The organism is Nostoc sp. ChiSLP03a (assembly GCF_034531215.2).
Lineage (GTDB): Bacteria > Cyanobacteriota > Cyanobacteriia > Cyanobacteriales > Nostocaceae > Nostoc.
The window spans coordinates 1-17,281 of record NZ_JAVRBQ020000125.1 but is presented as its reverse complement, the minus strand read 5'-3'; the positions used below and the strand labels follow the sequence as shown (position 1 = coordinate 17,281).

The following is a 17,281-nucleotide window of genomic DNA, read 5'->3' as shown; positions in this document are numbered from 1 at the left end:
GATGAACTAGAAGCTTTGTTACTACTTCGTTGTCAAGAACTAATGAAACAACATGATTTAATCTCTGGTTTAACTTGCTACTACTGGTGGCCAAAAACAAGGGCAGCTTAATTATAAGTGTTCATCCGAACTTGATATTACTCCCTAAAAAGGGAAAATCGGGTTAGAGGGGATAACTCAGAGTAATGTTAACGTAAGTTCGACAAGCCTTTTTTGACCTCTCCCCCAACCCCTCTCCGACACGGAGAGGGGAGCCAAAACCCTAATTTCTTGTTGCTCCTCCCTTTCCCCATGGGAGAGGGCTGGGGTGAGGGTTCATCGAACTCAGGTTAATATTAGCTTTCGGAAGTTTCCTGAGAGAACTTCTTATGAATAGTTCTTGTGGATTCTCCATCAGCAGCTACCGTTATGAGATAGTCCATTAAACCATCTGAAAAGGGGAGACGTAGGTGGAAAGTACCATCGGGTTTGATTTTGATGGCATGACCGCCAATGTTTACGTTGGTATTTGGTTGAGTTGCTCCGTGAATAATTAACTCAGCATCAGCGACAAACCAAAAATCTCCGTGGGGACGACTGAATACCCGAACATTAGCGGAACGAGCTATAAGTAACCAACGATCGCCATCAGCAATATAGCCAATTTCAACCATGTAATCGCGATCGCTTACCGGAATCGCCACAAAGCGATCGCGTGCTACTTCTTCAGATTCATACTGCTGGACAAGTTGAGGACTTTGATAACTCAAGTCAATGCCAGTCACATCATAAAGCCGCACTGCTAATTGAGAACCGCCCTGTTGTTGTAGTGCTTCAGACTGAGCTTTGGAAATGTGCCAAGAGACATAAGCCCACTTGGGAGTGCGGGGTGTGAGGACAATACTACTTTCTTCTGGGGCTGTTTCTGCTTCGACATTTGCCCAGCCAATAGCTGTTTCGCTGACTAATGGTACAACATTTTCAACAGTGGAATCTGTTGTCGGCTCTGTGGGCACCGGACTAAAGACACGAACGATCGCAGAACGGGCAATGAATAACCAGCGATCGCCATCAGCGACATAGCCAATTTCAGCTATGTAATCGCGATCGCTGATGGGAATTTCTACAAAGCGATCGTGTGCTGTCTCTTCACATTCATACTGCTGGACAAACTGAGGATTTTGATAACTCAAGTCTATTCCAGTTACATCATACAGTCGCACTACCAATTGAGAGCCGCCTTGTTGTCTCAGTGCTGCTTTTTTAGCTTCGGAAATCTCCCAAGAGACTTCAGCCCATTGGAAAGTGCGGGATGTGAGGACAATACTGCTTTCTTCTTGGACATCTACCAAATCAACATCTGTTCGATCCGCTTGATCCGCAATTGCGACATCATCAACTACGGGATCTGGATTCACAGGGCCGAAGATACGAACAATTGCAGAACGGGCGATGAATAACCAACGATCGCCATCAGCAAGATAGCCAATTTCAGCTATGTAGTCGCGATCGCTCTGGGGAATGTCCACCAATCCGTCGTTTTCTGTTTCTTCAGATTCATACAGCTTTACTAGCTCCGGAGTTTGATAACTCAAGTCAATGCCAGTTACATCATACAGCCGCACGATTAATTGAGAGCCGCCTTGTTGCCGCAGGGCTGCTTTCTTGGCTTCGGAAATCTCCCAAGCGACATGAGCCGATGTATCTGTATCTGGTGTGAGGACAATACTGCTTTCTTCTTGAGTATCTACCAAACCAATAGCTGTTTCGCTTGCCATTGCCAGATCATCAACTATGGGTTCTGGATTAACAGGACTGAAGACACGAACAATTGCAGAACGGGCGATGAATAACCAGTGTTCGCCATAAGCGATATAGCCAATTTCAGCTATGTAGTCGCGATCGCTCTGGGGAATTTCTACAACGCGATCGTGTGCTGTCTCTGCACATTCATACTGCTTCACCAGCTGCGGAGTTTGATAACTCAAATCAATGCCAGTCACATCATACAGCCGCACTACCAATTGACTACCGCCTTGTTGCCACAGTTCTGCTTTCTTGGCTGGGGAAATCTCCCAAGAGACATGAGCCGATGTATAAGTATGCGGTGTAAGCACAATACTACTTTCTTCATCAGCATCAACTGCAATCGTCTCATTTGGAGTATCCGCTCCGAAAGTGCTAGCCCAAGCGCCAACTCCCGCGCCTGCTGCTAAAGCTGCGGCTGCGGCCAAATCTGTAGAGTTAGCTTCCCCAACAGTCGGCTCGGCAGGAAGTTCTGACTCTGGGAAATTTAAAGTGGGTTCGGCTGCATCCGCTACCACATTCAATGCATCTTGACTCAATACATCTTCTGGAAATTCCGGTAAATCGAGCAGTGAAGATGTATCTGTCTCTGATGCTTCCACATCGGCTGTCGTTTCGTCAGATTCCGCTAAGGGCAAATCATCTATTGAGGCTGTATCTTCAGTTGAGGTGATACTCTCTAGCCAGTTCAATTCTGCCTGAAGTTCCTCCTCTGCCTCATCTTCACTAATTGCTGTGTCCCAGTATCCAAAATCAGATGATGCTTGTGGCACATCTGGTAATTCTGGGAGTGGGGCTGTCACCTCAGATGAAGGCAGTTCCACATCAGACAACTCTTCTGGAATATTACCTGGGTAAGGATATGAAGTATTGACTACAGCCGCCGGAGCTTCTATATCCCATGCAATTTCATCAGACTCAGGAGTGTATGTCTCCGTATAATTATTTAGTTCGGATGTCTCATCAGTTGCATTTGGTTCTCTTTCTTTATTGTTAAAGGTAGACCAAGTAGCCGCCCCGATACCTGTGGCTATAGCTGCACCACCTAAAGCTGCGGCTCCTAAGTTATTCTTTTCTGGGCCATTCGCTACGCCCGATGTCGCACCTTCATAGAGGTTAGAAGTACCATTACTTGTCTCTTGGACTAAATTTGCTGTCTCCTGAGTAGCATTTTGGTTCAGATCGGATTGTGTTTGAGCGTAGATGTTGAAAGGAGTGCGATCGGGGTTTTCTTGCTCTGGGAAGTGCGGTACTGCCTGTTCCTCCAGCGTCGTTCCATTCAGGGAGGAAACTGTGCCAGCATCAAGCGCTGCCGTTTCTCCATTGGGTGGATGAGGATTTGATGCTGGTAAATTGTTTGTTTCCTCGGTGGGCAATGGGCGTTTTTTCAGAATCCACCATAATGCAGAGCCACCTACACTTATAAAAAAGACAGGTAGCAGCAACCACAACGGTGTTTCTTTATTTACAATTGGAGCGCTTTGTTGTGTAGGTGCAGCTACAAAGGGCTGTTCGCCAAATGCAGAACTAGTGGCACTAGGGGAAGGCGTAGGCACTGGTGTCGTTTCGGCACCTGGAGCAGCTGCAACAGCAGGTTGTAAGACGCTGGCTGCGATCGCCTCGGCTTCGGTAGTTCTACCTTTTTCTATAGCCTGCTGTCCTGCGGGTGCTAGGGCAAAGCCAAGAAAATCTACTGTAGTTAAACTCTGATCTTTTTTGTAAACGTAAACTAAAGGTTGCGAGAAGGGATATCTCGCATCAGCTGGCAAGGCTTGATGTAATTGCAGAACTCGCACATCTTTCAACTTCGACACCTGATTAGCTAACACATAGCTGATACCATCTTTGCCGAGTTGTTTGATGATTTCTGCGGTATTATCGTCACTTACTTGGGTAGCATTAGCCCCTGTAGCAAATTCAGCAGTTTTGAAGGCTGGATAAGTACGAAAAGTATTGCGAGTTTCACTCGTGTTCGGGCGATCGATGAATCGAATCTTGGCTGAAGGCCCTCCTAGTTGTGACCAATTTGTAATTTGTCCCCGAAAAATCCGAGCAAATTGTCTATTAGTCAAGCTTCCTTTGAAAGGATTCTCTGCACCAACCACGATCGCAATCTTCTCACGCTGCAAACGAACTTGTTCTAGTCCTTGAGCTTTTTCTGCTGGCGTCAACCCGCGCCCCATTGCGACTATATCAATTTTGCCATCTAGCAAATCTTTCAGCGCTTTCTCAGTGCCGTTAGCAGCAACTTCAACCTTTTTACCAATAAACTGTTTTTCAAAACTTTCTTTCAGGCTTTGGTTGATTGCACTCAAGCTACTGGAACCGTCAATCCGCACTATCGGTTCATTCTGCACTGTTTGTGGCAGTGGCGAAGAGGTAGCTTCAGGTGTAGATTGTGCCAGCATCGGTGCTGATATCACCAGAGATGCTGCCATCGGGGTTGTAGCTAAAGCAACCCATAATAACAGTCTGACTATCAAAGTATCTTTTTTTTCTTGTTGCCACATAAGCCCCTTAATTAAAGTAAAAAATAGAAAGCCTGCCAGTCCTAAATCGCGATCTTTATAAAGATAATGGAGGAGACGGGCTAATTATACATCTGAGTTATCTTTAGTTCTAATTACTTCAAAGCACTTATGCTGATTTATACTTCGCTCTAGCTTGGATAGCATGATAATTTATACTCTAATTTCCAAAGTCTGTTTACTATAAATTCTTCTAAGTTATATTGCAACTTATACCAAGTTGGTAGTTGATGGCCGCGATTATGAATCATTGAATTACTAAAACTGGTAAAGTGTAGCAAATTCAATATTATTTAACAATATTATTTTTAGTAGTGCTGAGTCTGAGTTATGAGTTATGAGTTCTGTGTGCTAAGTGTTGAGTGCTTTTTCATGCAAGGTTTTTGAAACTCGTTTCACTGAGACTGTCTTAAATGAATACTTATTGTTCAGCACTTATTTGAGATAACAATGACAATCTGGCTTATCAATCAGTGACTCCACCAAAGCATTTAGGGCAGTTGCAGCTAAAGCACCACCTCCCAAAGTCCCTTCAACTGTAATATAAGGTATCCCTTGTTGCATCAGTTGTCGCTTGGCTGCGGGAGCATGACTAAAGCCAATGGGCATTCCAATTACTAATGCAGGCTGAATTTTTTGGTTAGCGATCGCTTCACAAGCTTCCAGAAGTACTGAGGGAGCATAACCAACTATCAACACACAACCATTACTTACTTGCAGCAATTTTGTTCGCCATTCTCGATGCTGCCAAAAGGCGAGTTCTGCTTCAGTGGCAGTGGTAATATGGGGGTTATCAATCAAGGTTTCGGTGCGGCATCCTAAGTGAAGCAATCGGGTTTGATCTAAAGCAGCAGTAACCGTTTGAGTATCGACAACAATTTCACAACTTGCAGATAAAGCTTCTCGACTAGCTGCGATCGCATCTCGACTCAATTTCACAAAGGATACTAAACTGACATCGCCACAAGCCAAAACCAACTGAGAAATTAAATGCTGTTCAATTTCCGAACGGTGAGACAAATCAGGTAGTAAGCGTTGTAGCGATTCAGTAAAAGCTTCTGAGTGGGTATGAATTTCAGCATCCAAGCCACTCCAGAGATTTTCCAATCCTCCCAATCCAGCTTGGGTTTCGACATCAAGTAACTTCAGTTGTGCCAAAACTTCCGCCTGGATAATTTGACAATGGCGATCGCGCCCCAATAATCCTTCTAATGCTGATGCAGTTTGTCGCAGTTGGGAGATTTGTTGCATCACCGCCCGATATTGCTGCTGGAGTTGTCCCATCAGGTTAACCGTTGTGTCGGCTTCTGGTTCCACTTCCAAAATATTGCGAATATGGTTTAGCTGAAACCCTTGCTGCTTGAGTGCGACAATCCGTTGCAACCGGAGAACATCTTTTTTGGTATAGAGACGGTAATTACTGCGCGATCGCACTGGTTGCGGTAGCAGTCCCAATTGATGATAATGTCGCACCATCCGCGGAGTTAAACCACCGCCAACTGCATCAGTGAGTTCTTTAATAGTTAAGCAACCAGCATTCATCATTTACTCCAACAAGGGCAAAATTCTTTGTAACTCTTCACAAGCCGCCTGAAGAGATGGCGGTGCATTTTCATCCAAACCTTGGTAACACTGATTTACCAAGTTTTCTACAGATGGTTTGCAGGCTGACTCATTTCTAGGAAATTTTGGATATTCTGTTTCTTCATCAACAGCCTGTCCCCGTAAATAATGTATCCAAGTTTCAATATTTCTTTTTGGCACGAATATTGCTATGGCTTCATCAGGCTGGCGAATCTGCTGTGAATCTTCTTTCAGTGCATCATCTAATTGCTTCAACCTTTCTTCTACCGTTTTTTTGTCTGCATCAATCACTACAACCAGCCCAATAGATAAGTAGCTTGCCTTGCTGCGGTATGCTTTCACTTCTTTTGGATAACACAATCGCACATACTGTTCTGCGGATTGGCTTCCATCTGGGCAAGGTAAAAATCTGATTGTTCCATTAAAGCCTCGTATTTTTAGAAAATGACGAGCAAAAACCTCTTGTTGCCTATCCTCACACAAGACAAGAATCTGTATTCTACGCTGGCTCATACAGCCATCCCCGCGCAATCAATTCTGAAACGGGTAATCCAGTATTGTCAGCCAACTCATTACTAATCTTTTTCACCTTCACAGGTTTATTGATTTGACGCTCAAACCAATAACCTATAGGTGATGCTAAAAGATAATTAATTAGTTCTGGATGATGGGAAATCAGCAAAGCTTGTAATTTTTCTTCACTGCAAAAATCATATAATTTAATTAGCCAGGGCTGAATTTCTGGTAGGGCTAAAAAATTTTCTGGCTCATCTATACATAATGTATAGTCTTCAGATTGAGTACAATACAGAAAAGTATAAAGAGCAAAAAGCGCTTTTTGTCCATCAGATAATTCACTTAAACGATAATCAATAATTTTTGTCTTATCTTCCTCATCTGCAAACTGCAATTTTAGAGTTACATACTCTTCGGTTAAATACTCCCATCTAAAGCCTAAAAAGCCAGGTAATAATGTTTTTAGCACATTAATTAACTCTGCTGTTTTAGCTTCGTCTTGAGTAATATACCGATACCAAGAAGCAAAATTTTCCATTTTCCAATTCAGTTGCAACTCTTCTTTTTTACTCCCATTGGTCATGAAACTAGGAATAATTTGTACAATAATTAATCGTTCCATCCGCATTTGGAACCATTTCAGTTTGGTATTGCCACTTTCTATTAGTAATAATATTGCAGAATGAGAGGTAGGGAATGGAAAATCAGACATATATGAATTATCATCTCTAGCAAGCTGACCCTTACCATTCTCAATATTTAATAAAAGATTATTATTGAAATACAGACGCTCATATTTAACATGGCAATTATGTTTCATATGATGTTCAATAGCAAGCTCATATTTATAATCACCACCATTGCCAGAAATTTCTAACTCAAAACGTTGCATTAGTAAAGTCTGCCAGCGTGTGCAGTCAGAAGATTTAAAAACTTCTCCTGCGTCACAATAAATAGTTAAAAAGTGTTGAATTTTTCTCAAGGACTCAAAAACAGTTGATTTACCTGAACCATTCCCACCAAGAAACAGGTTAATCGAGTCAAAATTCATCTCGAAATTTACCAACCCACGAAAGTTATCAATATAAATTCGCTTTAGCATAGATTTTTCCTCTTAATGCAGGAGTGTAAAAGGATTTTACTTTTCATTCTTAACTCCCATATCCTTGACATTAACATCAATGTCAAGGTTTAGCGTGAGAGAGTCCTTATTAATTCACCTCTCATGCTCTACCCCCAACGTTTGGGTCAATTTACCAGAGAACACGCAGATACCGTAGCCGCCCTTTTGTGTGGCTTGCTGTTACTTTTCGGATGGTTCGCCTTGCATCTCGGTTGGTTGGGATTGGCGTTCCTGCTACTACCCGCCGCTTATATAATTGGTGGTTATGAAAGTGCGCGGGAAGGATTGACTACCCTCTTCAAAGAAAAAGAACTCGATGTAGATTTGCTGATGATTGTCGCCGCCATTGGTGCTGCTAGTCTTGGCTTATGGCGAAGAGAATATCATCTAATTATTGATGGGGCAATTTTGATTTTGATCTTTGCTATCAGTGGCGCATTAGAAGGCTATGCAATGGCGCGAACTGAGCGGAGTATCCGCAGTTTGATGAGTTTGACACCAGATACAGCAAGGGTTTTACTTCAGGGAAGAGAAGAAGAAATTCCGATCGCTCAGCTAAAAGTCGGCGATGAGATTGTCGTCAAACCCGGAGAGCTAATTCCTACTGATGGGATAATTTTATCTGGTTACAGCACCCTCAATCAAGCTGCAATTACAGGCGAGTCTTTACCTGTAGAGAAAACAGTGGGTGCAGAAGTATTTGCTGGTACGCTCAACGGCTATGGTGCATTGCAGATTAAGGTACACAAACCAGCCCAAAGCAGCTTGATTCAGCGTGTAATTCGCTTGGTAGAACAAGCAAAAACAGAAGCACCTCCTTCCCAAGAGTTTATCGATCGCTTTGAGAAAGGATATGCCAAAGTCATTGTAGTAGCTGGGATATTACTGGCAACTTTACCGCCATTTCTTTGGGGCTGGGATTGGGAAACAACAATTTATCGCGCTCTTACTTTCCTGGTGGTGGCTTCTCCCTGTGCGCTGATGGCTGCAATTATGCCCACCCTGCTTTCAGGAATCGCCAATGGTGCAAGACAGGGGATTTTGTTTAAAAATGGGGCGCAGTTGGAGAAAATTGGCAAAGTCCGAGCGATCGCATTTGATAAAACTGGTACTCTCACAACAGGACAGGTGCAGGTATTCCAGGTATTTTCAACTAGTAAATACACGCAACAAGATGTGTTAAAAGCTGCCGCTATTGTGGAATCCTATTCAGAACATTCCATCGGTAAGGCAATTGTACAGGCGGCTGGTGAAACAGTTCGAGTCTTCTCTGCGAGACGCTCCGCGTTCGCGAAGCGTTCCGTTGGCGCAGCCTCTCGAAGAGAAGGAAAGGCGGTTCCCGTCGAGTCGAAACTGTTGAACCCGAAGGGCGATTTGGATTTGGTTGATGCAATCCAAGTGCAAGCCATACCGGGACAAGGAATTGTGGGAATTGCTCAAGAACAACAAATAATTGTGGGTAATGCCGTTTTTGTGCAGCAGTATGTCACAAATTTACCTGAAGAACTGCGAAAAAAGGCTCAATCTTGGGAGCAACAAGGTAAAACTGTGGTTTGGGTAGCACAGAAAGGAAAAAGAGCAGGGGCGCAGGGGGGCAGAGGAGCAGAGGTGATGGGTGTAATTGCTCTTGCAGATGAAGTAAGAGCGGAAGCCGCCGCAACCATTACCCGCTTGAAGAAATTGGGAGTTGAACAAATTGTCATGTTAACCGGGGATAATCAGGAAACTGCTCATAGTGTCGCCAAAACAGTAGGAATCGATCGGGTATATGCCCAACTTCTACCAGAAGATAAGCTGAATATTATCCGCCGTTTACAGCAACAATATCAAACAGTGGCAATGGTAGGCGATGGAATAAATGATGCACCAGCTTTAGCGCAAGCATCTGTGGGTATAGCGATGGGAGTATCTGGTAGCGATGTGGCATTAGAAACCGCAGATATCGTACTGATGGCAGACAGGTTAGAAAAAACTGCTGTAGCGATGCATTTGGGCAGGCGATCGCAGCTCATAGTAAAACAAAATATAGTTGTAGCGTTGAGTTTCATTATGTTGCTTTTAGTCAGCAACTTTCTAGGAAATATTAACCTACCCATCGGCGTCATTGGTCATGAAGGTTCCACAGTATTAGTTACCCTTAGTGGACTAAGATTATTGAAATAAGATAGCACGCAAGATAAGCAACAAAACCCAGATGTAGAGACGCGATTTATCGCGTCTTAAAAAACCATAAATACCCAAAATCACTGAAATTGATGAATTAGAAACTCTCATCGGGTCAAAAAAACAAAATTTGAGTATGAAATGTGGTCAATACTCAATTCGTATTAGACGTAAATTATTATTTTGACTTCTTAACTCTTAACTCCTAACTCTTGCTCATGCAAACCGATCCAAAACCAGGAACACTTTACGTTGTCGGTACACCAATTGGCAACCTGGAAGATATCACCTTTCGGGCAGTACGAATTTTGCAAACTGTGGATATCATTGCTGCGGAAGACACGCGTCATACTGGGAAACTACTACAGTATTTTCAAGTTAAAACACCCCAGGTGAGTTACCACGAACACAATCGTACCAGCCGTATTCCAGAATTATTAGAGCATTTAGTTAATAATAAAGCGATCGCTCTGGTGAGTGATGCGGGGATGCCGGGTATTTCCGATCCTGGATATGAACTAGTGAAAGCCTGCATTGAAGCGGGAATTCCTGTAGTTCCCATTCCTGGCGCTAGTGCAGCAATTACCGCTTTGAGTGCAGCTGGACTACCAACAGATCGATTTGTCTTTGAAGGCTTTCTCCCAGCGAAAACTCAACACAGACAAGAACATTTAGAATCTCTGCAAACAGAATCTCGCACTTTGATTTTCTATGAATCGCCGCACCGTTTGCGAGATACTTTGCAAGACTTAGCTCTAGTTTGGGGAAGCGATCGCCAAATTGTGCTAGGACGGGAGTTAACTAAATTGTATGAAGAATTTTGGCGGGGGACAATTGCCGAAGCGATCGCTTACTACACTCAACGAGAACCCCAAGGTGAATATACATTAGTAGTAGCGGGAATTCCAGCCAGTCAGCCCCAACTGACAGAAGCAGAATTGATAGCCGAATTGAAACAGTTAATTAGTCAAGGAATATCGCGATCGCAAGCTAGCCGTCAGTTAGCAAAATTTACTTCCCTTCCCCGTCGCCAACTATATCAACTAGCTCTTTCTATAGTCTCCAGTTCTGAACCTTGAACGGCTGATATCGCTTTTTTGAAAATTAAAAATCTAGATGTGAAATGTCTATATTTCTTTATTTTTTTTTCCTTTTCTGTCCTTCTCTACGAAATACTACAGATATCTTGAAAAGTAACTTTTGCTTTCCGGTTGGGGTGCTAAAGGGAAGGGAAAATTCCATACCGTTACCCTTTAACCCACTTCTGTAAGAAGTCCTACGCTTACCCATACAGGGAAGCAAGCTACACGTCGTCTCTCATATAGAATGCGGTTAGCTTCCTTATCTACATCTTGTATGATGTCAAATAGAACTGCTATACAAATAGTTGAATGTACAGAATGTGACTAATTTGTATATTCATCCTCAAAGATGACTTGGCGAATATTCAAATGATGTCTAAAGATTTATGATATTAGTTCTTTAGATAGATCGGAAATTTTAGAAGCAAACTTTAATATGAAATAGTCAAATGCAAATAAAGCAGATTTTTAGTGAAGGAGAAATTCGATGACTAACATTATTGCTTGGTTGGTTTTGGGTTTAATCGCAGGTGCGTTAGCTAAGTTATTTTATCCTGGAACCCAAGGTGGCGGTATTATCTCTACCATTATATTAGGAATCCTTGGAGCCGTATTCGGTGGTTATTTGGGTCAAGTATTACTAGGAAGTGGTTCGGCAGCAGCTGCATCTGCCGGAGCTTTATCTCTAGGAAGTATTTTATTTGCTGTTGTTGGTGCAATGATACTAATTTTCCTTTGGGGTTTACTGACTCGTCGCGCTGTGTAATTACCTCAAATACCTCAAATTGAGGTAACAATCTTGGGAATCACTTCTAGCTGCAATAAACCAGTAAAATGACATTAGAGAAAGAGCGAAGAACTATAGGAGTTTTCGCTGGGTATTCCGATGCACAATTGGTACTTCAGGAACTAAAAGCTTCTAATTTTCCAATGCACAAAGTTTCTGTTATTGCACGGAATACAGAAGAAGAAAGTGATATTGCTGGTGTTGAAATCATCGAAAACACTGGCAATACATCCTTAAAAGATACTGCTGGAGCCGTTGCTAATGATACTTTAGGGGGTACTAGTGGCTTATCAGTCGATATAGTCCTCCTGGTAATTCCTGGTATAGGCCCAGTCATCTTAGCCGGAGCGGAAGTAACAGCGATCGCTACCACTTTAGCAGGTGGTTTATCCAGTTTGTTCCTAAGTTTAGGAATTTCTGAAAAGCAAGCACAGGGTTATAGCGATCTTGTTTGTAAAGGTTACTATTTGGTGATAGTAACCGGTATAGACATAGAAATTCGTCTTGCCAAGAGGATCTTTAATCGCCGCGATATTCAACAATGGGGAGTCTTTGAGCCATACTCGACCCCAAATAATCGCTACAAACATGCACTTGGTATTTTTTACCAACATCAAGATGCACAAGCAGCGGTTACTGAATTGAAAACCGCCGGCTTCCCAATGAGTCAAATATCAATGGTTGTTAAAAATACAAGCAATCTGAGTGATATTTCTGGGGTGAATATCAGCAGTTCCCAAGATAAATATACTACTTTAGGAATTTCTGATGAACTAACTAAATATTATGAGCATCATCTGACTCTTGGTCATTACTTATTAGTACTAAAAGGTACTGATATCTATGTAGCAGGTGCAAGAGCTATTTTAGAAAGTAACAAAGTTCAACATTTTAGTATTTATAGTCAATCCGAGCTTGATGCAGCTAGAAGCGATCGCCAGGTGATTAACAACTTCTAGTTAAATATTAAGTTAATATCAACAGATTTTTCGACACGCCATGATTGTGCGTGTATATTTTTAACAATACTTTTGTAGTATAAATTATATACTTCTATGGGTAAGTAAGTGTGAAGAAAAATTAACCAGGCTAAAATTCTCTTCCTTCCTGCCCCACTTCTCCTGTCGGAGAGGCTGCGCCCGAAGCGTAGCTATGCCGCAGGCTTTACGACTATGCTCAGAGGTTGTCTTTTAAAATCTTGACTTTCCTGCGGAATGAATGCTGCTGGCGATCGCTAAGGTTACGGTTTGTGTAGATTGATGTATAATGGCATAGATGTCATATCCAATTGCGAAATACACTATATCTAGTGTCTAGATAAATTACGTTTTAATTAATTGAATTTTACCGATTAGGCTGTTTAATTTTACTATCCAGTCTTTTTGTTAATTTCAAAGTTATTGAACCATTACAATATAACTTTAAAGATATCATTTATTAGCTAATGTTAAATTTAGAATCTAAGCAAAAATTTTTACCTATTCCTGGCAATATTAAATTAAAAATATAATCAAGTAATTGCTTCTTTTGAAATAAGTTATACTATTGAATAGCTTCTTGTAAAAATCTTAGATAAAAATATTAGTATTTAGTTATATACTTATTTAAGTGCCTTACATTTGTAAAAAGTTAGGATACAAATGATAATAGTTGGGGTGCAAAAAATTAGGTATATCCTAGATAAACTAAATATCCCCCATTGATTTTGCACAGCTAAAACATAATTAAAATAGTCTCAAAAACAGAAATAATTTGAATACCTGCCTGGAGTAATGTTAAACCGTTTGAAGATTGGACCCAAGATTGGAGTGAGTTTTGCCTTGAGTTTGGCAACTCTGACCACCATTGGTTTAATCTCCTACCAAAGCACCAATGAGCTTATTCAAACTTCGGGCAAAGAAAGCCATACTTACCAGGTGTTAAGTCAGCTAGAAGACCTCAACTTGCAACTGACAAATGCTGAGACAGGGCAACGCGGTTACATTATTACTGGAGAACAGCGCTATTTAGAACCTTATAACGCTGCTATTCAAGTACTGAATCAAAAAGTTAAAGAACTTCAAAGGTCAACGGCAGATAACCCCAACCAACAAAATCGGCTTGATGTTTTGCAGCCACTACTAACCGAGAGAATGGCTGTAATGAAAGATGTCATAGAGCTACGGCAAAGCCAAGGCTTAGAAGCTTCTCAAAAAGCTGTTCTGACAGACCAGGGTAAGCGACTGATGGATAATATCCAGAAAGTTATCCAGGCGATGAAAAATGAAGAGAATGCACTGCTAAAACAGCGTTCTGAGAAAGCACAAGCAGCTGGTCGGCAAACGCTCGCCAGCATTGTCTATAGTATTCCTTTCTTTTCTTTGCTCTTAGCTTTGATTGGATTTACCCTGACCAGACATATTTCAGTACCCCTGAAGCAAATATCTGATTTGGCAGAAAAAATGGCGGATGGGGATTTATCAGTAAGTTTACCAGATAGCGATCGCCAAGATGAAATTGGCGTGTTGACGCGCACCTTCAACCAGATGATCGTTAATCTGCGAAACACAACTCAAAAAAATGAGGAGCAAAACTGGCTCAAATCTAACTTAGCTGAATTTACTCAGATGCTCCAAGGGCAGCGAAATCTGGAAAGCGTGTCTAATCTGATATTGTCGAATTTAGCACCACTAGTTGGGGCATCACAGGGCGTTTTTTATGTGATGGACTCCATAAACGACCAGTCTGTGCTGAAGTTGCTGAGTGGTTATGCTTATAAAGAGCGAAAAAACCTAGCAAATCAGTTTCGTTTGGGTGAGGGATTAGTGGGACAATGCGCCTTAGAAAAACAAAGAATCCTCCTCACAGAAGTTCCCAGTGATTATATCCGCATCACTTCCGGCTTGGGAGAAGCACCACCGCTAAATATTATTGTCTTGCCCATACTATTTGAGGGAGAGGTAAATGCTGTAATTGAACTTGCCTCTTTTGGGCCTTTTAACCAGTTGCACCTAACATTTTTAGAGCAATTGAGTGAAAATCTGGGTGTATTTTTAAATAACATCGCCTCACAATTGCAAACACAGCAACTACTTGAAGAGTCTGTTGCTTTAACAGAAGAACTGCAAACCCAGCAAGAAGAACTACAACAAAGCAATCAACGCCTAGAACAACAGGCGCACGAGTTAGAAGAATCACAATTTCTTGTCAAGCAATCTAACGAAGAATTGCAACAACTAAATGAGGAGCTAGAAGAAAAAGCAGAATTGTTAGAAGTTCAAAATCGGGAAGTGGCCCGCAAGAACCAGGAAGTCGAGCGAGCGAGGAAGTCTTTGGAAGAAAAAGCTGCACAACTGGCTCTGTCTTCCAAATATAAGTCAGAATTTCTGGCGAATATGTCCCACGAATTGCGGACACCGTTAAATAGCTTATTAATTTTAGCAAGGCTACTGGCAGATAACTCGCTTAACAACTTGACCGACAAACAGATAGAGTACAGCCGGACTATTTACTCGGCGGGAACTGACTTGCTGGAATTAATCAATGACATTCTCGATTTGGCCAAAATTGAGTCGGGTACTATGTCGCTCGATATTGAGCAAATTGCTCTTGCAGATTTGGAGACATCTCTAGAGCAGACTTTCCGGCAAGTTGCCCACAATAAAGAACTCAGTTTTACCATTGAACGGGATGAGAAGTTACCCCTGACAATTTATAACGACTCCAAACGTCTGCAACAAGTGCTGAAAAATCTCTTAGCTAACGCCTTTAAATTTACAGAACAGGGAGGTGTAAAGTTACAAATATTCCAAGTTGATAATTCCACAATCGCTTTTGCCGTCAGCGACACGGGCATAGGCATTCCAGTCGAAAAACAGAAGATTATTTTCGAGGCATTTCAGCAAGCAGATGGCACAACTAGCCGCAAGTACGGCGGAACTGGCTTGGGCTTGTCCATTAGCCGTGAATTAGCTCAACTGTTGGGAGGGAGAATCGAACTACTCAGCCAGCCAGGACAGGGAAGCACCTTCACCCTTTACTTGCCCAGACAACAGAAAAAGAATAGTCAAAATATCACCACACCACCCCTTGAGCCAACCACCCCGATGCGCACAGCATCAACCATAAAAGAACTGCCAATGGTGGAAAACAGACCCACAACTGTGGACATCTCTCCATCAGTGAAAGTACTTCCCAGCTTACCCCACGATATTCCAGATGACCGAGAAATAATTCAACCAGGCGATCGCATTTTGCTAATTATCGAAGATGACGATAAATTCGCCCGCATCTTACTAGATATGGCACGTCAGCAGGGTTTTAAAACTATTGTTGCTTTACAAAGCAAACAAGGTCTAGCACTGGCAGAACAGTTTAAACCTAATGCGATTATGCTAGATATCCACATGCCAGAGATGGATGGTTGGACGGTGCTGGATCGTCTGAAGCATAAACCAGATACCAGGCATATACCAGTACACATACTTTCTGTTGATGAAAGACAACAACGGGGATTACAGCTAGGAGCAATTACTTATCTCCAAAAACCTGTGTCTCCAGAAGCTCTAACTCAGGTATTGACTGAGATTAAAGGCTTTATTGAGCGTCAGGTAAGAAATCTCTTAATTGTAGAAGATGACCCCGTACAAGCCCAAAGTATTATCGAACTGATTGGTAACGGCGATGTCCAGAGTACAGCAGTCGGTACAGGGGCAGAAGCTCTCGCGATTTTGCGATCGCATCACTTTGATTGTATGGTACTGGATCTCGGTCTGCCCGATATGAGCGGGTTTGCCCTAATAGAGCAGATAAAACTTGAACCCAAACTTTTGAAACTGCCGATAATTGTTTACACCGGTAAAGAACTCAGCCGACAAGAAGAAACCCAGCTGCGGGGACTAGCAGAAACAATTATTATTAAAAATGTGCGATCGCCAGAGCGGTTGTTAGATGAAACTGCCTTATTTTTGCATCGGGTGCAAGCAAATTTGCCCACACCAAAGCGGCAAATGTTAGAGCAACTCCATCAAACTGACCCGGTGCTGGCTAATCGGAAAATTTTGATTGTAGATGATGACCTCAGAAATATTTTTGCCCTGACCAGCTTTTTAGAAAGCTATCAAATGCAAGTACTATTTGCCGAAAATGGCAGAGATGGCATAGAAAGACTGCAAGCTAATCCTGAAATTAATATAGTATTGATGGATATCATGATGCCGGAAATGGATGGTTACGAAACCACCCGCGCCATCCGCCAACAACAACAGTTTCGCTCACTACCAATCATTGCTTTAACTGCCAAAGCCATGCCAGGTGACAAAGAAAAGTGCATCGAAGCTGGAGCCTCTGACTACATCACCAAACCTGTAGATACCGAGCAACTGCTTTCACTACTCCGGGTTTGGCTGTATCGGTAAAGAGTTATGTTTTTTATTAGCTTTTTCTAAGAGGGCTTTTCCATACTCATCACATTCTAAAGAATCCTCAAAAACAGGAACTCCCATTCTTTCAAGATACCTTATGTATATTCCATTAAATTGATCGTCTTCAATTAAAAATGTAATAATTTTATTGTTATACGATAAATAATGTATTATATCAAGTTTGGATGAACACTTATAATTAAGCTGCCCTTGTTTTTGGCCACCAGTAGTAGCAAGTTAAACCAGAGATTAAATCATGTTGTTTCATTAGTTCTTGACAACGAAGTAGTAACAAAGCTTCTAGTTCATCT

9 protein-coding genes are annotated in these 17,281 nt (G+C 42.0%); 5 read left to right on the top strand and 4 right to left on the bottom strand.

Going from position 1 to position 17,281, the window contains the following annotated elements:
- Window positions 1-335: 335 nt before the first annotated feature.
- The 4 genes from RMY32_RS20365 to RMY32_RS20350 all read right to left on the bottom strand — a co-directional run bounded on the left by RMY32_RS20365 (window position 336) and on the right by RMY32_RS20350 (window position 7,515).
- Window positions 336-4,295: a DUF4912 domain-containing protein gene (locus tag RMY32_RS20365; protein ID WP_322714938.1), complete on the bottom strand. Its 3,960-nt coding sequence runs from the start codon at window positions 4,293-4,295 to the stop codon at window positions 336-338.
- A 453-nt stretch (window positions 4,296-4,748) separates the two neighbouring features.
- Window positions 4,749-5,855 carry a precorrin-8X methylmutase gene (locus RMY32_RS20360; RefSeq protein ID WP_322714939.1) on the bottom strand — a complete coding sequence of 369 codons (1,107 nt, stop codon included), beginning with the start codon at window positions 5,853-5,855 and terminating at the stop codon, window positions 4,749-4,751.
- A gap of 3 nt (window positions 5,856-5,858) precedes the next feature.
- Window positions 5,859-6,410 (bottom strand): hypothetical protein, encoded by a 552-nt coding sequence (locus RMY32_RS20355; protein WP_322714937.1) that lies wholly within the window; start codon window positions 6,408-6,410, stop codon window positions 5,859-5,861.
- On the bottom strand, window positions 6,397-7,515 hold the full coding sequence (locus RMY32_RS20350) for an ATP-binding protein (RefSeq protein WP_322714936.1): 1,119 nt from the start codon (window positions 7,513-7,515) through the stop codon (window positions 6,397-6,399). Before RMY32_RS20350 ends, RMY32_RS20355 begins: the two co-directional genes overlap by 14 nt.
- Before the next feature lie 123 nt (window positions 7,516-7,638).
- Between RMY32_RS20350 and RMY32_RS20345 the strand changes: the two genes are divergently transcribed.
- The 5 genes from RMY32_RS20345 (at window position 7,639) to RMY32_RS20325 (ending at window position 16,964) form a co-directional block, all read left to right on the top strand.
- Window positions 7,639-9,699 carry a heavy metal translocating P-type ATPase gene (locus RMY32_RS20345; protein WP_322714935.1) on the top strand — a complete coding sequence of 687 codons (2,061 nt, stop codon included), beginning with the start codon at window positions 7,639-7,641 and terminating at the stop codon, window positions 9,697-9,699.
- Window positions 9,700-9,917: 218 nt separating this feature from the next.
- A complete protein-coding gene (gene rsmI / locus RMY32_RS20340) occupies window positions 9,918-10,778 on the top strand; it encodes a 16S rRNA (cytidine(1402)-2'-O)-methyltransferase (RefSeq protein ID WP_322714934.1) in 861 nt (286 codons plus the stop codon).
- 490 nt (window positions 10,779-11,268) lie between these two features.
- Window positions 11,269-11,547 (top strand): GlsB/YeaQ/YmgE family stress response membrane protein, encoded by a 279-nt coding sequence (locus tag RMY32_RS20335; protein WP_322714933.1) that lies wholly within the window; start codon window positions 11,269-11,271, stop codon window positions 11,545-11,547.
- A gap of 68 nt (window positions 11,548-11,615) precedes the next feature.
- Window positions 11,616-12,527, top strand: a complete 912-nt coding sequence (locus RMY32_RS20330; RefSeq protein ID WP_322714932.1) for a hypothetical protein — start codon at window positions 11,616-11,618, stop codon at window positions 12,525-12,527.
- 813 nt (window positions 12,528-13,340) lie between these two features.
- Window positions 13,341-16,964: a response regulator gene (locus RMY32_RS20325; protein ID WP_322714931.1), complete on the top strand. Its 3,624-nt coding sequence runs from the start codon at window positions 13,341-13,343 to the stop codon at window positions 16,962-16,964.
- Window positions 16,965-17,281 lie beyond the last annotated feature (317 nt).